General features: G+C 62.7%; 18 protein-coding genes and 1 riboswitch. Of the genes, 15 read left to right on the top strand and 3 right to left on the bottom strand.

Annotation, left to right across the window (positions count from 1 at the left end; translation table 11 throughout):
* The first annotated feature begins 3 nt into the window (after positions 1-3).
* The 3 genes from GD606_RS05860 to GD606_RS05850 all read left to right on the top strand — a co-directional run bounded on the left by GD606_RS05860 (position 4) and on the right by GD606_RS05850 (position 2,510).
* Positions 4-588, top strand: coding sequence for a nucleotidyl transferase family protein (locus GD606_RS05860; protein ID WP_163302965.1), 585 nt, complete (start codon positions 4-6; stop codon positions 586-588).
* Positions 589-928: 340 nt separating this feature from the next.
* A complete protein-coding gene (locus tag GD606_RS05855; protein ID WP_163302949.1) occupies positions 929-1,174 on the top strand; it encodes a hypothetical protein in 246 nt (81 codons plus the stop codon).
* 202 nt (positions 1,175-1,376) lie between these two features.
* Positions 1,377-2,510, top strand: a complete 1,134-nt coding sequence (locus tag GD606_RS05850; protein WP_163302964.1) for an acyltransferase family protein — start codon at positions 1,377-1,379, stop codon at positions 2,508-2,510.
* A 47-nt stretch (positions 2,511-2,557) separates the two neighbouring features.
* On the opposite strand, the gene GD606_RS05845 is transcribed toward GD606_RS05850, so the two are convergent.
* Positions 2,558-3,421, bottom strand: coding sequence for a YitT family protein (locus tag GD606_RS05845; protein ID WP_163302970.1), 864 nt, complete (start codon positions 3,419-3,421; stop codon positions 2,558-2,560).
* 55 nt (positions 3,422-3,476) lie between these two features.
* Positions 3,477-4,916 carry a radical SAM protein gene (locus GD606_RS05840; RefSeq protein ID WP_246298993.1) on the bottom strand — a complete coding sequence of 480 codons (1,440 nt, stop codon included), beginning with the start codon at positions 4,914-4,916 and terminating at the stop codon, positions 3,477-3,479.
* Between the two features lie 130 nt (positions 4,917-5,046).
* On the opposite strand from GD606_RS05840, the gene GD606_RS05835 reads away from it, so the two are divergent.
* The gene (locus GD606_RS05835; protein ID WP_163302963.1) at positions 5,047-5,706 is read left to right on the top strand and encodes a hypothetical protein; all 660 of its coding nucleotides are present in this window, start codon (positions 5,047-5,049) and stop codon (positions 5,704-5,706) included.
* A gap of 48 nt (positions 5,707-5,754) precedes the next feature.
* On the opposite strand, the gene GD606_RS05830 is transcribed toward GD606_RS05835, so the two are convergent.
* Positions 5,755-6,210: a hypothetical protein gene (locus GD606_RS05830; RefSeq protein ID WP_176629231.1), complete on the bottom strand. Its 456-nt coding sequence runs from the start codon at positions 6,208-6,210 to the stop codon at positions 5,755-5,757.
* A gap of 210 nt (positions 6,211-6,420) precedes the next feature.
* Here GD606_RS05830 and GD606_RS05825 point away from each other — a divergent pair, with 210 nt between their 5' ends.
* The 11 genes from GD606_RS05825 to glyA all read left to right on the top strand — a co-directional run bounded on the left by GD606_RS05825 (position 6,421) and on the right by glyA (position 18,138).
* Positions 6,421-7,194, top strand: coding sequence for an SIR2 family NAD-dependent protein deacylase (locus tag GD606_RS05825; RefSeq protein WP_374190890.1), 774 nt, complete (start codon positions 6,421-6,423; stop codon positions 7,192-7,194).
* A gap of 10 nt (positions 7,195-7,204) precedes the next feature.
* Positions 7,205-7,957, top strand: coding sequence for a MotA/TolQ/ExbB proton channel family protein (locus GD606_RS05820; RefSeq protein ID WP_163302961.1), 753 nt, complete (start codon positions 7,205-7,207; stop codon positions 7,955-7,957).
* Between the two features lie 2 nt (positions 7,958-7,959).
* Positions 7,960-8,403, top strand: coding sequence for a protein TolR (gene tolR, locus GD606_RS05815; protein ID WP_163302960.1), 444 nt, complete (start codon positions 7,960-7,962; stop codon positions 8,401-8,403).
* A gap of 60 nt (positions 8,404-8,463) precedes the next feature.
* Positions 8,464-9,597: a cell envelope integrity protein TolA gene (tolA, locus tag GD606_RS05810; RefSeq protein WP_163302959.1), complete on the top strand. Its 1,134-nt coding sequence runs from the start codon at positions 8,464-8,466 to the stop codon at positions 9,595-9,597.
* On the top strand, positions 9,594-10,916 hold the full coding sequence (locus GD606_RS05805) for a beta-propeller domain-containing protein (RefSeq protein ID WP_163302958.1): 1,323 nt from the start codon (positions 9,594-9,596) through the stop codon (positions 10,914-10,916). The genes tolA and GD606_RS05805 overlap by 4 nt, the downstream gene beginning before the upstream one ends.
* Before the next feature lie 256 nt (positions 10,917-11,172).
* A complete protein-coding gene (gene pal / locus GD606_RS05800) occupies positions 11,173-11,685 on the top strand; it encodes a peptidoglycan-associated lipoprotein Pal (RefSeq protein ID WP_163302957.1) in 513 nt (170 codons plus the stop codon).
* Between the two features lie 291 nt (positions 11,686-11,976).
* Positions 11,977-12,513: a hypothetical protein gene (locus tag GD606_RS05795; RefSeq protein WP_246298992.1), complete on the top strand. Its 537-nt coding sequence runs from the start codon at positions 11,977-11,979 to the stop codon at positions 12,511-12,513.
* Positions 12,510-13,640, top strand: coding sequence for a sensor histidine kinase (locus tag GD606_RS05790; RefSeq protein ID WP_163302955.1), 1,131 nt, complete (start codon positions 12,510-12,512; stop codon positions 13,638-13,640). Before GD606_RS05795 ends, GD606_RS05790 begins: the two co-directional genes overlap by 4 nt.
* 60 nt (positions 13,641-13,700) lie before the next feature.
* Positions 13,701-13,913, top strand: a complete 213-nt coding sequence (locus GD606_RS20915) for a hypothetical protein (protein ID WP_163302967.1) — start codon at positions 13,701-13,703, stop codon at positions 13,911-13,913.
* A 531-nt stretch (positions 13,914-14,444) separates the two neighbouring features.
* Positions 14,445-16,478, top strand: a complete 2,034-nt coding sequence (locus tag GD606_RS05780) for a toxin-antitoxin system YwqK family antitoxin (protein ID WP_163302954.1) — start codon at positions 14,445-14,447, stop codon at positions 16,476-16,478.
* A 280-nt stretch (positions 16,479-16,758) separates the two neighbouring features.
* Positions 16,759-16,840: riboswitch (ZMP/ZTP riboswitch) on the top strand.
* 35 nt (positions 16,841-16,875) lie between these two features.
* The gene (gene glyA / locus GD606_RS05775) at positions 16,876-18,138 is read left to right on the top strand and encodes a serine hydroxymethyltransferase (protein WP_163302953.1); all 1,263 of its coding nucleotides are present in this window, start codon (positions 16,876-16,878) and stop codon (positions 18,136-18,138) included.
* Positions 18,139-18,339: the final 201 nt, after the last annotated feature.

Below are 18,339 nucleotides of genomic sequence, written 5' to 3'. Positions count from 1 at the left end.
ACCATGCATGAGATAGGGGTCATTCACGGCCGTTTTCAGGTGCTGCACAACGACCATCTGGCCTATCTCATGGACGGGGCAAAGCGCTGCCGGTATCTGGTGGTGGGCATCACCAACCCCGATCCGTTTCTGACCGCGCCGGACCCAAGCGACCCTTCGCGGGCGGCCCCGGAAAACAATCCCCTGACCTATTACCAGCGGCAGCGGCTGGTGCGGGCCGTCCTTCTGGAGGCATTCGAAGAGAATGGGTGCGACCCCGAGAGTTTCACCATCGTGCCCCTGCCCATCAACCGCCCAGAGCTGTACCGGTACTATGTGCCCATGGATGCGGTGTTTTTTTTGTCCATCTACGACGACTGGGGCCGCCGCAAGCGGGAGCTTTTCACGTCGCTGGGGCTTTGCGTGGAGGTCATGCGCGATGTGTCGCCCTGGCAGAAGGGGTTAAGCGCCACGGAGGTGCGCGGCCGCATGCTCCGGGGCGAGCCCTGGGAGCATCTGACGCCCCCGGCGGCGGCGCGGCTCATGAAGGAATGGGACGTGCCCGGGATGCTGCGGCGGGGAGGGGCGGCCTCGTGCTGCATCCCTTGAACGATACGCCACGTTTTTGATAAAAATCATTTCAAGGACGTCTTTTCAAAAGACACATGGGTTCAGTCCGGAAACGCGGCAGGAAAGAACCTGTCGCGTTTCCGGACTGTTTTGACCTGCTTCTCCGACAGGCCAAACCTGCGCGCAAATCAACTCGCCGTTTCGGTAAAGGAGCATTGCACGCCTTGCTGCACAGTATTTCTGATCGACGGAGCGTTCTGAATGCTGCACAAAGGTGTCTCTGCTGATGCATATTTCAGGTGTCTGTGTGTGAAAAATAGAAAATCTTGTTGTTTGTTGTGAAATTGTCTGATAGGTGATGCCGAAAAGGAGGGGGCCTATGAATCCGTGGTTAAATCCTTCGGCGCAACTCACTGGGGTATTGGTCTATCTGGTTATTGTCCTGATCATTTTTCTGATTGGCCGTGAAATTGTGTGCTGGTATTTTAAAATCAATTCCCGCCAGCGTGAAAGCGAAAAGCAGACCGTGATTTTGGAACAAATTCTCGCTGCCGTTGGGCAACGTCAGACAAAAGAGCAACAAAAAACAACGTTATCTGATCTGAATACGAGCCTGAAAGAATGACCGGCTCGTGGAGAGTGGCGCGGTTGTTCCCGAACCCAGGGTGAATGCCGTGTCTTTAAAAGACGGGTCTTTTCCTGGTCGTGCGACGATCAGGCGTCGGGAGTTCCGGGCGCGACGGGAAGCTTTCTCCATGGGACGTCGCGGCCGTCCGCCTCAGGCGTGAGGGGAGCCTTGCCGAGCCGCAATGCATTCGGGAGGGGATATGGGCCAGAACCGGATGCTCTTTGTGGACAATATACGGTTGGCCATGATCGTGCTTGTGTTGTTCGATCACGCCGCCGTGACCTACAGCGGGGTTGGCGGCTGGTATTATCGCGATCCGGCCGTCCCTGGGCCGTTGGATGTGCTGATTCTGGTCTTTGGCGAGACGTTGTGCCAGTCTTTTTTCATGGGCACTCTTTTCGCCCTGGCCGGGTATTATGCGTCGTTGTCCTTGCATCGCAAGGGTGTGCGGTCCTTTGTTTCCGGACGTCTTGTCCGCCTGGGGCTGCCGACCCTTCTGTACGTGACGGTGGTTCACCCTCTAACGGTCTACTACGTGGCCAATACCGAAGATGTCAGCTCCAAGATCGGATTCGCGGGGTACTACCGGTTGTATGTGACACAGGGGCATATCCTGTCCGGAACCGGCCCCATGTGGTTCGCCCTGGCCCTTTTGATCTTCTGCCTGATCTATGCCGCAGGAGCGGCCGTCATGCCGCACCGCTCCGGAACCGGGGTGCGTCGCCCCCTGGGGGTCGGGCTCGTCGTGTCCATGATCCTGGCGTGCGCTGCAGGCGCGTTTGTGATCCGTCTTGCCCTGCCGGTGGGGATCACGGTGTGCAACATGCAACTGGGGCATTTCGCCCAGTACATCCTGCTTTTTGCCTTCGGGGCGGCGGCCCGGGCGGGCGACTGGCTGCGCACGGCGGACTTCCGTCTGGGTCGGGGCTGTCTTGCGGTCGCCTTGGCCGGGACGCCGGTGTGCGCCTGGCTTTTGGCGTTTGGGGCCGGAGGGCGTTTCGATTTGGTGACCGGCGGTCTGCACTGGCAAAGTCTGGTCTTCGCCCTGTGGGAATCCATGACCGGGGTATGCATGACCGTGGGCCTGATTGCGGTCGGGCGCGAGGCTTGGAACAGCCAGGGGAGGCTTGTGGCCGCCATGTCGGACGGCGCGTTTGCGGTCTATGTCTTCCACCCGCCCATAATGGTCGCCCTGGCCCGGGGACTGGCCCCGTTTGAGATGTCCCTTCTGGCCAAGTGCCTGCTTCTTTTTCTCGTGTCCGTGCCGGTGTGTTTCGGGGCGGCCCGGATCATCCGCCGCACGCCGATTGTAGGCGACCTTGTGCGCCAATAGCGGAAAGGCCTGGGGCGAAAAGACGCCTCAGGGACAGGTGCAGGAGGTCAATAGACCTTGCGCCGGGAAAACCCTTCGCCCAGCACGTTGAAGGTGTTCTCCACCACGAAAAAGGCGTTTTTGTCCCGGGCGAAGACCAGTTCCTCCAGGCGTTTGATCTGCACCGTGTTGGTGATGGTCAGGATCACCTTCTTGGGCTTGCCGGTATAGGCCCCGCGCCCGTAGAGAAACGTGGAGCCCCGGCGCAGCACATGCACGATGTCGTGGGCGATCTGTTCGGAGTGGTCGGAGATGATCAGCACCATCTTGCGCTGGTTGAAAAGCGACAGGAAGTATTCCATGACGATGGAGGAGACAAAGGACAAGATCAGGGAATACAGGATCAGGTCCGTGTCGTAAAAGAAAAATCCCACGGAAAAAAGCACCAGATTGTAGTAGAAGTTGAACTGCCCCACGCGCAGATTCCATTTTTGGTTGAGCGCAATGGCCACGATGTCCGTGCCGCCGAGCGACCCATAGGATCGCAGGGCGATGCCCATGCCCGAGCCCATGACGGCCCCGCTGAAGATGGCCGCCAGCATGGGATCGTCGATGCCCGCCCGAAACGTCACCATGTCCATGAAGATGCTTAAGATCGCCATGCCGTAGAGGGTATAGAGGATGAAGCGGCGGCTTAAGCTGTACCAGCCCACGAACATGAGCGGGACGTTTAAGGCGAAATACCATGAGCCGATGCCCAGGCCCCCCACGAGATAATACAAAAGAAGCCCCAGCCCCGAAACGCCCCCGGAGATGAAGCCGTGCTCCACGGCGATGGCCTTGACCCCGAGGCTGAAGATGAGCGCGCCCAGGGTGATGAGCGCCACGTTTCGGGCTACGGCGATAAGGGGGTTGTCCAGGAACCGGCGCATGGTCATCCCCCGCACCTATCGTGGCCGGGCCGGGAAAGCAACTGCGCCGGAGAAATCAGACAGACGGCCTCGGGCGGGCGAAATGGGCCAGCTTTGCGGGTCGCGGCGGGATTACGGCGCTGCATCCGTCGCAGGCCAGGGCGTAACGCATGTCCTCGATCCAGGTCCGGCGGTACGCGGCGTCGGAAAAAAAGCGTTTGGCCAGGGACAGGGGCCGGGAAAAGACGTCCATGACCGGCCCGAAAAGTTCGGAAGGGTCGCGGAAACACTCCCAGTCGCAGCGGTCGCAGAAGGGCTTGGTCGTCACCCTGGCCGGATCGAAATTCGAAAATAGTCCCATGTCCTCGCCGCCCCGGTAGCCGCAGGGGAAGATGTGCCCCCGGGCCGCGTCCATGAAAAAGAAGTCAATGCCGCCCCGGCAGGGATAGTGGCCGTTTGGCGTCCCGTCGCCGTAGCGGCGCATGAGCGCCAGCAGGGAACTGCGCGGGGTGAAGATGCGAAGCCGCCCCCGAAATTCCGGGATGACCTCGAAAAGGGCGGCAAAGAGCGCGGCCTTTTCCTGGCGCGAGAACCGGATGAAGTCGTCGGCCGAGGTGGCGGCGTAGACCGCCTCGTGGGCGCTCACGGCCGACTCGTCCGCAACGTCGCCGCCCCCTGGCGGGGACTCCTCGGCGCTCATGGGATAGCAGGCGTTGACCGTGGTGAACCCCAGCGACTCCACAAAGGCGTAGAAGCGGCGAAAGGCCTCCCGGAAAAAGCCGGTGAAGGCGGCGGCGTCGAAGGAGTCGGGACGGTGCGGGTCGTGGGGCGGGGGCGCGTCGTCGCCGTCCGTGGTCCGTCCGCCCGTGGTCCTATTAATGCCCAGATTGGCGGCCGGATACAGGCCATGGGCGTGGAAGATGGGCAGAGCCTTTCGAATCCCCTCCACAACCCCGGGCAGGCCACGGTTCGCCTCGTGCAGATCCGCCTCGGCGCTGTCCAGGCTGATCCAGAAGGCGTTGAAGCCGCTGGCCAGCAGGGTGTCCGCCAACTGAGCCACGCGGGCGGCGAAATCGAGGCGTTCGTGGTCCCGGAAATAAAAACCGTTGGTGCCCGTGCGTACGTAGCGGATGCCTGCCTCGCGGGCGCGCCGGGCCAGGGGGGCGATGTCCTCCAGGCACAGAAGCGGCTCCCCGCCGGTGAAGGAGATGGCGGCCACGCCCCGGGCGGCCATGGCCTCGATCTGGGGAGCCAGGAAGTCCGGGCGCAGGGTGGAGCGCGTGAAACGGTTGCCCGTGCGCATGCCGCACTGCACGCAGGAGGCGTTGCAGCGGTCGGTGTACTGGATGACCACCTGGCCGGGGATGCGGCCCCGGGCCAGGCGGCCCAGGTCGGACAGGGAAACGGGGCGTGGGGACTTTGGGTGGGAGGCGTGTGCGGTCATGGCCAGGGAGAATGCCCGTGGCGTATGGCGGTGGCGTGGCGCGGCGGTGACGCGGGAGTGAAGACGCGGCATGTCCTTGCGGGGGACCGGGGAAAAGGTGTAGTCCAAGGGGCCGAAGGCAGTTTGGCCGATGCCGGAGTAGGGTGGCCTTTACGCGCCGTCGCATGCAACCGGATGCGGACCCTGTGGAGCCCCTGGGCCTATGGACGATCTGGACGTCATCGTCACCGAGCTTTTCCGGAAATATTTCCATGTGCTGTGGGAAGCGGCCACGGAACTGGCGCACAAGACGTGGCTTGCCTTGTGGGGCGCGCTCTACGACGCGGCGGTCTGGCTGGAGGCGTTCGTCGGGGCTGTGGCCGCCCGGGTGTCCCTGTGGCAGGCAGTCGGCATGGCCGTGGTCGCGGTCGCCGGGCTGTGTTTTTGGATATTTCGCGAGAATTTTTACGTGCGCCGGTTTCGCCATAACATCCATTGGCTGCGCTTTCGCGGCTATCGGCCCATGCTGGTGGACTATCGCCTGGGGGCCAAAAGCGGCCGGGCGGATTTTTTAGGCCGCGAAACGGCCGTCCCCGAGCGTTTTCCGGGACTGCGCATCTTCGACGCCATCCCCGACGCCTATGTGGTGGTCTTCGGCACGGGGAACGGCGGCCCGGCCCGCATGGTGCGCACCTATCCCCGCCAGACCCGGGCCGGGCGCGCGGCCATGGTTCGGGAACTGTCGGACCATGTGCGCGAGGCTGGCCGCTACGTCAATCCACGCAGCGAGGTGGAGGCGTTTTTGGCCTTCCTGGCGGCCATGGACCCGGCCATGGCGGATCTGGGCCGACCCGGGGAAGGGGAAAAACGGCAGGCGGTCTGAACGCCGGCCGTGGCGAGGGGGCCACGGCCGGTCGAACGTACGACAGGGTCAGGGCATGGTGTTGGCCCGGTTGACGCAGGCCACGTAGACGGCGTTGCAGTTCATGTTGCACTGGTCCCGATACTCCCCGTAATATGAGGTGTTGCACATCTGGGCGCAGTAGGCCTGCTCCTGGGCGCATTGGGCCAGGGCCTGGGCGCGCCAGCCGCCTCCGGGACCATATCCGGGTCCGGGAGGACGGCGTGCGCCGGGCGGGGGCGGCGGGGGAGGAGCGTATCCCGGCGGAGGCGGTTGTTGGCCGGGGGGCCGTCTCTGACCCGGCTGCCGCTGTTGCCCGGGGGGGAGCTGTTCATCCGGGTACGCGGGCCACTGCCCCGGCGGCGGGGCCTGGGCCAGGAGCACGGTTCCCTTCTCCGGGGCTGTTTCGGCCTGGGCCGGGATGGCTTGCGGCAGAAGCAGCAGGGCCGTAAAGAGTGCTGCCGCGATTTTCAAGGGCTGGTTCATACCTGGGTTTTCCTCTTGTCGCAGAGGGGGCTCCCTGGCGACGGGTCATGGCGGACGCGCCCACGGGCGGCCCGCGTGGTGAGGGACGGTGAACGCGCCTGTAAAAAGGAAAGGCGCTTGTCGTTAGAAATTATCGGATTTGCCTCGGCATTGCATCTTTTATTTTTGGACGGCGGAGCGCTTTCGGCCGCCTGGAGGCGTGTGGGGATAATTGTGGAGCAGGCGATAGCCAGGGCCGCCGCCCTGTGGCGGTCTTCGATGACGGCCGTGGCCGTCACCGGGGCCGGGATTTCCGTGGCCGCCGGGATACCGGATTTTCGCAGCCCGGGCGGGCTGTGGACGCGCTACGACCCCATGCGGGTGGCCACGGCCGAGGCCATAGGCCGCCATCCGGAAGAGGTCTGGGCCTTTCTGCTCGAAGCCCGGGACGTGGTGGACAAGGCCCGGCCTACCCCGGCCCACCACGCCCTGGCCCGGCTGGAGGCGGCCGGTCGGCTTGCGGCCGTCATCACCCAGAATATCGATAATCTGCATCAGGCCGCCGGATCGCACAACGTCATCGAATACCACGGGGGCATGGGGCGCTACCACTGCCACCGCTGCCGCGCCGCACACGATCCGGACAAGGCCCGGACCCTAGGCCGGGGGGATATTCCCTGGCTGTGCCGGGAGTGCGGCGGGGTGGTCCGGCCGGACATCGTGTTTTTCGGGGAGCCGATTCCACTTGACGCCCTGCGAAAAAGCGGTCAATTGGCCCTTGCCGCCGATTTTTTGCTGGTGGTGGGAACCTCGGGCGAGGTCGCCCCGGCCAACACCCTGCCGTTTGAGGTGCAGGCCCGAGGCGGCATTGTGGTGGAGGTCAATCCCGGGGAGAGCGCCTACCAGGCCATGGCCGATATCCGCATCGAGGCCCCGGCCGAGGTGGCGTTGCCGCTTTTGGAAAAATGTGTTCTGGACGGGGCCATGGCCCCATACGGAAGGTGATAAGGGATTTATGGATGCGCTGACGCCTCACGGCGGTTTCTGGACCATGCTGGCCGGGGCCACCCCCACGGTCATCTTCGTGTTGAGCATCCTGGGCGTGATGTCCCTGGGCTGCTGGAGCATCATCTTCGTCAAGCTGTTCGTCCTGACCAACGCCCGCAAGGACTCGGCCAGGGATTACACGGTCTTCCAGGAGGCCGAGTCCCTGCGCAGCGCCATGCAGGCCCTGGGACGGCACAAACAGTCCCCGGCCTACAACGTGGGCGCCCTGGCCTTCGAAGAGCTCATGCGCATGGAGGACAGCGACATCGAGCCCGGCGAAAAGGCCAGGATCGCCATGGACAACATCCGGCGGGTGTTGCGCCAGGGGGTGACCTCGGAGCTTGGCAAGCTCTCGAAGTCCCTGTCGTTTTTGGCCACAAGCGCCAATTCCGCCCCCTTTATCGGCCTGTTCGGCACGGTGTGGGGCATCATGAACTCCTTCCATACCATCGGCCTGCAGCAGTCTGCGGCCCTGGCCGCCGTGGCCCCGGGCATCTCCGAGGCCCTGGTGGCCACGGCCATCGGCCTTGGCGTGGCCATACCGGCCACCATCGGCTACAACTTTTTTCTGGGCTACATGCAGTCCATTGAGCGGGAGCTGGTCAACTTCGCGGGCGCGTTTTTGAACCGCATCCAGCGCGAGGTGACCTGGGAGCCCCGGGAGCCCCGGGAGCCGCGTGAGCAAAAGCCCCGCCGGACCATGGCCCGGGAGGGGTTTTAGCCGTGGGAGTGCAGATCGGCGGCGGACAAAAGACGTTTATGTCCGAAATCAACGTCACGCCCTTTGTGGACGTGATGTTGGTGCTTTTGATCATCTTCATGGTCACCGCGCCCATGATGACCCAGGGGCTGGAGGTGGATCTGCCCCAGACCAGGACGGTCAGCGTCCTGCCCACGGACAGCGAACATCTGGTGCTGACCATCAAGGCCGATGGCGGCATTTTCCTGGACACCTATCAGGTCACGATGGCGGATCTGCAGGATCACGTCAAACGGCTGGTCGCGGATCAGAAAAAAACGCTTTTTCTGCGCGCCGACAAGAGCGTGGCTTATGGCGTGGTGGTTCAGGTCATGGGTGTGGTCAAGGCCGCCGGGGTCGACCGGCTGGGCGTCGTGGCCGAAGAGGAAAAAAAGGAGACGGCGGCGCCGAAAACGCGCAAGCCGTAAGAGCCGCACCCCGGATTCACGCCCCCAATTCTCCCGGCGCTACGTGCGCCAAGGTCTACTATGCAGGCACTCGGCTGGATTTTCTCCATTTTCTTGCACCTCACGGTGTTTTTGGCCAGCTTGCTGTTCATCCAGATGGAGCCGGTGAAGTTCAAGCTGGATGTGCCTGTCTATGAGGTGGAGCTTTTGACCCTCGGCCCTCCAGGCCTGCCCCCCGGTCCTCCCGGAGGAGACCCGGCCGCCGCGCCCGGCCCGAAACAGCCGGGCCCCGAAAAGTTGCCGCCAGGTCCGGCCGAGACTCTGGCCCAGCCCGAGGCCCCCAAGGCTGCGGCCCTGCCCGAGCCCCCGGCCGATGCCGCGCCCATTCCGGCCAAGCCCCAGCCGCCCGAGCCCGTGGCGGCGCGGCCTCCCGAGCCGCCGCGGCCGCCGGAACCCAAGCCCGAGCCCAAACCGGAACCCAAACCGGAACCCAAACCGGAACCCAAACCGGAGCCCAAGGCCGCGCCCATTCCCAAGGAAGATGCGAAAAAAGAACCGCCCAAGAAGGCTGAGGAGAAACCCAAGCCGCCGGAGCCGCCAAAGCCCGCCGACGCCAAGGCCCAGCCAGAGGCCAAAAAGCCCGACCCCAAGGATGTCATGGCCGACGCCTTGAAACAGGCCCAGGCCGACGCCAAAAAGACCGCCCCGGCCGAGCCGAGCGCCAAGGATGTCATGGCCGACGCCTTAAAGCAGGCCAAGAGCCAGGCCGCCAAGTCCGGCGCGGCGTCGAGCGGGAGCGCGTCGGGCCAGACGGGGGCCTCCGACGCCATGTCCAGGGAAATCGCCGCCTTGAAGCGTTCCGTGAGCGGTGGTGGTGGCGGACAGGGTGGGTCCGGGCCCGGAGGCGGCGGTGGCGGCGGCGGTGGCGGCGGAGCCACGCTCCAGGTCTACGCCCAGATCGTCAACCGGATCATCAAGCAGAACTGGCGGTTCCCACAAATGGGGGCCACGGAGAATTTCGTGGCTGTTGTGGAATTGCAAATCGGAAAGGATGGCCGTATACTCCAATATCAGTTGGTGCAATCCTCCGGCAGGCCGAATTTCGACGCATCCGCGCTCAAGGCGGTGGCCGAAACCGAGTCCCTCCCGCCTCCGCCATTGCCGAGTTTGAGCGTTCTACAACTCAACTTCAACTCACGGGAAATTGGACAATGAGCCGTATTCTCTCTGTTTTTGCCCTGATGGCGGCGTTTTTGGCCGCATCCCTTTTCGCCCCCGCCCGGTACGCCATGGCCCAGGATTCCCTGTCCGTGGACATTCAGGGCCCCGGCCAGGCCAAGATGAACCTTGTGCTGTCGCAGCCCTTCGCCGGGGGCGGCCAGGACGCCACGTCCCGCAAGCTGCAGGATCTCATCAACAGGAATCTGGCCTTCATGCCCTTTTTGCAGGTCGTTCCCCAGTCCCAGGTGCTGGGGCAGTTAAACGGCCCCCAGGCCGATCAGATCGATTTCAAGCCCTTTGGTATGGCCCGCGTCGATGTCCTGGTCACCTCGGCCTGGACCCCCGGCGGCAACCTCGGAAACGTGGAGCTGCGCGCCTTCGAGGTCTATTCCCAGAAGGTCATCGTGGGCAAGGGCTTCGACTCCGTCACCGACGCCCAGCTTCCGGACATCGCCGACCGGTTTTGCATGGAGCTTATGCTCAAGCTCACCGGCCAGGGCGGTTTTTTCAATTCCCAACTGGCCTTTTCCAAGCCCACCGGCCCAAAAAGCAGCGAGATATGGGTGGTGCGGCCCATGGGGCGCGGCCTGACCAAGATCACCAGTTACGGGGATCTGGGCATGGCCATCAGCCCCTCCTGGTCCTTCGACGGCGGCAAGATCGCCTTCACCCTCATCGGTTCCCGCTCCCATTACCTTGGCGTGTGGTCCGGCGGCGGCAAACCGGCCGTGTACACCATGCCCTGCACAAGCGTCGTCAGCCCCCATTTCCTGCCCAACGGACAGGTCGCCGTGGCGCTCAACCTGAAGAGCGAGTCGGCCATCTACATCCTCAATTCCGCGTTTCAACCCGGTTCCCCCACGGTGAAGACCAACGGCATCGCGGTTTCTCCCAGCTTCGACAAGTCCGGGCGGCTGATGGCTTACGTCTCCGACGAGGCCGGAAGTCCCAACATCTATCTGCGCGACATGGGGTCCGGTTCCTCCCGGCGGCTCACCAAGTTCGGCTACAACACCAACCCCAGCATGAGCCCCGACGGAACCCTGGTGGCCTTTACCCGGCAGACCGGCGGCGGCCAGAAGGTGTTCGTTCTCGACATCGCCACCGGGGCCGAACAGCAGGTCACCTCGGGGCCTGGCTCGGACGAGAATCCCTCCTTCGCGCCGGACGGCTATTTCATCGCCTTTGCCTCCACCCGGGGCGGGGCCTCCAAGATCTACATCACCACCCGGCACGGCGCACAGCCGGTCATGGTGCCAACCGGCGACGGCGCGGCCCGGATGCCCTCCTGGGGGCCGTTGCCTGGGAAATAGACGGCGTTCGACATGGTCGCCGCGCATGCGTGTCGGCCTTGCAGCCCGTCGTGAATTTGGGTGAAGATGGTGGACCCGTCATGGAAAACGTTCAATAAATCCAAGGGTCAAGAAAGAGTTGCAATTCTTGGTGGAAGGCGTAAACAGACTTCCGCCCATTGGTCAGGGTGCGAATTTCTTTAGCAAAGCCGCACGGGCTGGCAGGAACGTTGCCCGCCAGCCTGTTTTACATGCGGGAATCTTGAGGAGGAGAACCATGAGAGGAAGGATCGTCAGTTTATTTCTGGTTGTGTTGATGGTGTCCCTTTTGGGCGCTGGTTGCGCCAAGAAGGCCGCCGGACCCGGCGATGGCTCGGACGCCAGCTGGGAGGAGCAGGAGAGGCAGCGTCTGGAGAAAGAGCGTCAGCTTCGCGAGATGCTCGGCCAGGCCAACACCGAACTGTCCCAGATCATCTATTTCGCCTTCGACAGCTCGTCTTTGACCCCCGAGGCCCGTCAGATCCTGACCCGCAAGGTCGAGGTGCTGCGCAAATACCCGCAGGTCAAGCTGGTCGTCGAAGGCCATTGCGACGAGCGCGGCACCGCCGAGTACAACCTGGCCCTGGGTGAGCGTCGGGCCCAGGCTTCCGCCCAGTACCTGGTCAACCTGGGTGTCGAAGCCAGCCGCATCTCCACCGTGAGCTACGGCAAGGAGCGTCCCCTGGATCCGGGCCACGGCGAATCCGCCTGGGCCAAGAACCGTCGCGACGAATTCCGCGGCACGCTGTAGCCTCGAGCGACTTTCGCTTCAAACGCCGCCTGGTTTGCGCCGGGCGGCGTTTTGTCGTTTATGGGGGGGGCGCTGTCGCCCTCCGGCGCAGGGACGAGGGCTGAAATTTCGCATGGTTCGCCGGTCGAAGGAAGTATCTGTTGTTGCACGTCGTAAAGAAGCGTATTGTTGGTGTCTCGTGATACGTCCGAAATATGACGCCGGTATTTTTGGAGAAAGAAAGCCGTTCACGGTGGGAGCGTACATATTCGGGGACACGGCGCGAGGCCGGAGAGAGCGGGAGGGGATGCCATGGCCTTTTCATCGGATGTCCGCAGGGGCGGCGGATTGCGCGGCAGAAACGGGTGTTCGCAGCGTCTATGCGCCCCGGCGCGGGGCGGCCTGCCCGGAAGCATGTGGCTGGCGCTTCTTGTGGTCCTGGTTCTCCAGACCCCGCACGAGGCCCTGGCGATTCAGACGCATGGCGGGGCGGAGGGCCTGTATTCCCACCAGTTCGGACATCTGCTTTTTCTTCTGGCCATGGTTGTGCTGTATTTCCGCCTCAGGCGTCATGTGGAATGGACGTCCCGGGGCTGGAAATACATCGCCGTGTCCTGCCTGCTGTTTGCCGTGTGGAACGCCGTGGCCTTCCTGGGGCACTGGCTGGAGGAACTCATGCCCTCGCCGGCCTTCGCCGGGGGGACGAATCCCTGGGACCGGGTTCTGGTCGCAGCCCCGGCCTGGAAGGCGCTGCTCTTTTATGCCTGCAAGCTCGACCATCTGGTCGCGGTCCCGGCCATGCTGTTCTTCCTCCTGGGGCTTCGGGCCTTTTGCAAGGAGCGTTCATGAACCTGCCGCTCCCCGTACTGCCCGTCTATCTTGTCGATTTTTTCGGGTCGGCGCTGATGATTGTTCTGTCTTTCGCCGCAAGCCGGTATGCGTTCAAATTGATGCGCCGGGAGCCACGGGAACTCTTGTGGTCGTATATCTATATGCTCACACTGGCGCTGACGGCGTTTTCCGTGGGCCGGAGTGTCGGGCATATCGTGCGTGATATTCTGGTGAATACGGGGTATAAAGAGATATGGGAGTCCATAAGCCCGATCAGTGGCGCTATCAATACCATAACGTTTATCTTCATTTCGGCGGTGACGCTCTATTATTCATTTGTTGAAAAAGGGTTTTTGTTGCTCCGTCAGGCAAACGCAAAGCTTGGTGAGGCCTTCGAGGAGATTCGTCGGGGCAGGGATCAGGCCATCTTGCTTGAGCGTCACGCCATATCCGACAGGATGGCCGCCACGCTGGCCCATGAAACGCGGAATCCGCTCTTTACCATCGCCAACTTTGCGAAATCGCTGCTCCGAAAGTGTGACAAAGATGAGCCAATCTCCTCGCGACTGCAGATCATCGTCGAGGAGTCGCACAAGCTTGAAGGGTTGATCGACGGTATTTTGAAGGTCAAGCATGACCTGCCGTATCTCATGCGCCGGGTTTCGGTCGCGGAGGTGCTGGACGGGCTGGAAAAAAGCGGCCGGGACAAGGCCGAGGTGGCCCGGGTGCGCCTGCATGTCTCCCCGAGTCCGGGCGACATCTGGTTGCAGGCCGACATGGAGAGCGTCCTGGTCGGGCTTGGCGAGATTTTGGCGAATGCCGTCGAGGCCTCGCCGAAAGGCGGCGTGGTCGACATTGCGGCCGAACGAGAGGGAGACATGGCGGTCTTGCGCATAGCGGATAGCGGGAAGGGAATTCCGGCGGCCGTGTTGCCGAAAATTTTCGAACCGTGTTTCAGCACCAAGGATTATTCCACCGGCCTGGGACTGTCGTTTGCCAAGGAAATCCTTGAAGCGAATCATGGGTTTGTCAAGGTGGAGTCGGTTCCGGAAAGGGGAACCACAGTGGTCGTGGCCTTCCCCGTGGCGGCATCCGAAGGCGACGAAACGCCTGCGGCCGCTGGCGGCGCTGAGGCTGGTCGGTGATCGGGCGGGAAAAGTCCAGGGGATGCCTTCGCGTTTCCTTCCTTTTCTCCAAGCCTCCACCTGCCCCGGTCGCGCCCCCCGTTCTCCATCGACCCTTCCTCTCACACGCCCATCGGCACCGTCTTCACCATCACGCATTCCGAAGGCTATCCCGGGCGGCGCTACTACGGCGGCCAGAAATTCACAGAGAAAGTGGAGCACCCTGCCAGGAAGCCTTTCCATCGTCCCCGGTCGCATGAAAATCCCGGCGGTCATTTCATCGTAAATAGATAGAATCGCATTGCAATGATCTCCAAGACAACCATCCCAAGTACATAACCGGTTGTGTTCTTAGGTAAAGAACATAAATAGCGGATTTTGCAGGTTTCATCGCGTGGATATTGGCGCTTGACGGGCCTGCTTGGCCTGTTTTACTTACATTATAGGGCTGACCATTATTTGTGAGAACGGGATCTCATTTCGTGTATACGGATATTCTTTTTAATGATGCTGAATGATTGCAAGAGAAAGTTCGAGCCGTTACGCAACGAAAGAATGCCATGACAGGGAGACGTCGTGAGTCATGACGGCATATGAGATTTGACCAGGATATTTTAAATAGTGATTCCAGAAATATGGTTGCCAGGGAAACGCGTGATGCCAAATAATGACCGTCATGTCTTCGTACTGGTTTTCGTGTTGTGTTTCCTGAGCGCACATTCCATGTGTTGCAAAAAAGCGTTTGCCCAGACTGAGGCGGAGCGTGACGCCCTGCTCTTGATGATTCCCGCGATCGCTGCGGCCGCAACCCCCACGGCGAGCGCCGTGATAGGGGCCGCCGGGGGCGTCGTGGCCGTGGGCTCCGTGTCGGTGGACGTGCCTGCCGGAAGCTTTTCCTCTGATACGCTGGTGGAGCTTTCCGGGAGACAGACTGATCCCGACTACCTGGGCAACCGGCAATCCCTGGTCTGGACGTTGCGTGTGGAGGCGCAAGGGTGGAACCAACCACTGACCGTATGCCTTGGTTTCGTCGGAGGCCTGGACCGGGAAATGCCTGTGGCCCTGGCCGACAACCTGATTGTCGGCAGTGACCGCAGCGATGTCCGGCCGAGCCTGGTCATGGGCCGGGTGGTTTCCGGGATGCTCTACGTCGACATTGCCCCAAACGACAGCGAATCGTTGCCCGCAGCCAATCGCAGGCAAGACGCGCCGCTCGACGTCGCCACCCGGCGCGAGGCCACGTTTTGGCGCATCACCGGTTTCGAAACGCTGCGCAGCGACCATTTCCGCCTGTATTATCCGGCCTCGATAGCAGCCCATCCGGAAGACATCCCGCAGCAGATCCTCAATTTTGCGGAATCCGCCTATGCGAAACTGGCCGCCATGGGGTTTGTCACCACCGGCCTGCGAAACCCGGTGAACATCACCGTGGAGCGGGGCATGGGCGAGGTCGACGGCGAGGTGGGCGTGCCACTCTCGGGCAAGGGCGGCCAGTACATGAACATCAACGTGGAAATCTGCACGCCGGAGCACCTGGAGCGCCTCAAGGCGACGATCGGACACGAATACTTCCACATCATCCAGAACCTCTACAACCCGAGGTCCGCCCTGGCCCTGCGCCATCCCCTGGCCACGCCGAATTTCCTGCTCCTGGCCGAGGCCTCGTCGGTGTGGTTCGAGGGCGTCATGCTGGACTCGGCCGCCTACGTCTCGCAGGTCTTTCTGAACACCCTGCCGGATTACCAGTACGGGCTGGCGACCCAGGCGGACCATACCGGCATCCAGAATCTCGGATATTGGGCGTCGGGGTTTTTGCGCTATCTGCGCGACGCGCGCGGCAGCGACGCATTCGTCTACGACCTGTGGCGCAACATCCAGGCCCAGGGAACGGGAACTTCCGGCCTGTCCGACCTGGGCGCGCTCATCGACACCGAGGGGGGCATGACCACGACATCGGCCAAGTGGATCGCTTTTTTGGAGAAAGCCGCCTCGAAGAGCACGGCCTATTCCGCCTGGCCGACCCTGCCGAGCAGCATCACCACCTATCTCAAGACCCCGGCCGACGGCTACCGGCCCTACGCCATTTTCTCCGACAGCATCATGCCTTTTTCGGGACGGGTCTGGAAGGTCATTTTCAATTATCTGGAGTCCGGCGATACGGATTGGGCCGCCGTGGCCAAAGAGGCCGACAACATCAGCTATGCGCTGTACAAGATTTCCTCGGGCACGGGCTATACGCGCCTGGGCGCCCTGACGCCCGGTACGCCGCTGCATTTCAGCGTGGGCCAGGGGGATGCGGTCGTCGCCGTGGCCAGCAACGGCGACACGTCCTATCCCTACCAGACGGCGCATCTGGCCACGGTCCAGATCAGGCTCGACGGCGAGCCGCAGTATTGCCTGGACGTACCGCCCAGGTGGCCGATGCAGTATGTGGGAAGCGTGCGGACCTGGAAGCATCTGACGTACAGGCACGTTGTCGCGGAAGAGCGGTACGACAACGACGACAGCACCAAGCCGATCTTCGCAGTGTGCTATGATGTGGAGACGGGTGAAAGGCGACTTGGCATCACTTGGTATTTGAACAATAAAAAAGAATCACAGATAGAGTACAAGGGTGACATATATCACGGTGCGTACAAGAAATGGTGGGAGAACGGGAATCCGTGGGACGACCACCACTACACGGATGGGGAATTGACGGGATCGTACAAGTCGTACCTTGAGGATGGGACGTTGAATATATCTGGAACGTATTGCGACGACAAGACCGGAAGGATAGGGGAGTGGTATTTCTATAACAACGGGAGTCCGTATACCTGTGTCCATGAGATCTGCGGCGACGATCCGGGCTGCGATTGACGGGAGGGAGTACAGCCGCTTCGGTTTTCTTGCGGCCTTACGGTCAATGCGGCGACTCGACGAGTGATGAAAGCGGGTTGGGTGCTGTCCCGCCTGGGGCAGGGGCTGGTGAACATTTTCGATGTTCAGGGCATGGGGGCCAGCCAATTGGGCGGGCGATCGGCGCGATCCACCCTTGGCAATGATTGTCGCCCCATGGCTGCCGGTGCGGAAGCCTGCCGCCATCGTGCCCTTGACGCGTCCCGTCCCTCCGGTCTACATCGGGAGCGCCTCATCGACAACCGTTTCGCGTGACTGGCGAGAAAGTGGGCCACCACGAGGGAGCGCGAAACTTCTTCATGCCGCTCGCCTGGGCTGCGTCGCACCCGACGCCAACCTTCCTGACAAGGAGGAGCCCATGCGCGCCCTGCGAGACCAGCTTTTCGCCACCGACCCCGAAGTGTCCGCCACCCTGACCGGCGAGGAAGACCGGCAGCGGCTCGGCATCGAACTGATCCCGTCCGAAAACTACACCTATCCCGAGGTGCTGGCCGCGCTCGGCAGCGTCTTCACCAACAAGTATTCCGAAGGCTATCCCGGCCGTCGCTACTACGGCGGCCAGGAGTTCACGGACCAGGTGGAAAACCTGGCCCGGGAGCGCGCCTGCCGCGTGTTTCGCAGCGAACACGCCAACGTGCAGCCGCTCTCCGGTTCGCCCATGAACCAGGCCGTGTACCTGGGGCTGCTCAACCCCGGCGACACCATCCTGGCCATGGACCTGTCCCACGGCGGGCACCTGACGCACGGCGCGCCGGTGTCGCACATGGGGCGGCTTTTCAGCTTCGTGCGCTACAAGACCGATCCGGCCGACGGGGCCATCGATATGGACGCGGTGCGGGAGCTGGCGAGGCAGCACCGGCCGAAGCTGGTGCTGTGCGGCTACACCTCCTATCCGCGCGACCTGGACTATGCGGCGTTTAGGGCCGTGGCCGACGAGGTCGGGGCGTACACCATGTGCGACGCCTCGCACTACGCGGGCCTTGTGGCCGGGAACGTGATGCGAAACCCGCTGGACTTCGGCTTCGACGTGATGACCACCACCTCGCACAAGTCGCTGCGCGGCCCGCGCGGCGGCATGATCCTGTGCCGCAAGGACATCGCGGCGCACATCGACAAGTCGGTCTTCCCGGGGCTTCAGGGCGGCCCGCACATGAACGTGATCGCGGGCATGGCCATCACGCTGGGCAAGGCCCTGCAACCGGAATTCGCAGACTACGCCGCCCAGGTGTTGGCCAACGCCAAGGCCATGGCGGCCACGTTCATCCAGCGCGGCGCGGAGCTTGTGACCGGCGGCACGGACAACCACATGCTGGTGGTGAACACGCAGCACAGCTTCGGGCTGGACGGCCGGGCAGCGGAGGAGCTTCTGGACGCGGCGGGCATCACCACCAACAAGCAGATCATCCCGGACGACGTCAATCCGCCGCTTCGGCCCTCGGGCATCCGGGTGGGAACCCCGGCGGCCACGGCCCGGGGCATGAAGGAGCCGGAAATGGCCCAGCTTACGGGCTGGATGGCGGACGTTTTGGCCAGCCCCGAGGATGCGTCCCTGCGGGCGGATATCCGGGGACGCGTGGCGGACGTGTGTCGGCTCTTCCCGGTGCCGGGGCTTGATGTGTAAGGTTTCCGAAATTGGTCAGGCCGGGCGGACGTGGCAGGCGCGTCCGCCCGGCCTGCTTCGCCCGGCGTGGAAGCGTGGCGCGGAAACATGGCGCGGACGTACGGCGAAGGTCGGGGAGACATGCCTCCTAAAAAAGCCGCGACACGGCGGCCCGATGAGGCGGATTCCCATGCAAGCGCACCAGGGATGCGCCCGGTCCAC

The sequence above is a fragment of the Desulfolutivibrio sulfodismutans DSM 3696 genome (assembly GCF_013376455.1).
In the GTDB taxonomy this organism is placed as follows: Bacteria; Desulfobacterota; Desulfovibrionia; order Desulfovibrionales; family Desulfovibrionaceae; genus Desulfolutivibrio; species Desulfolutivibrio sulfodismutans.
The sequence above is the reverse complement of the archived record's forward strand: the minus strand, read 5'-3'. Positions and strand labels throughout refer to the sequence as shown.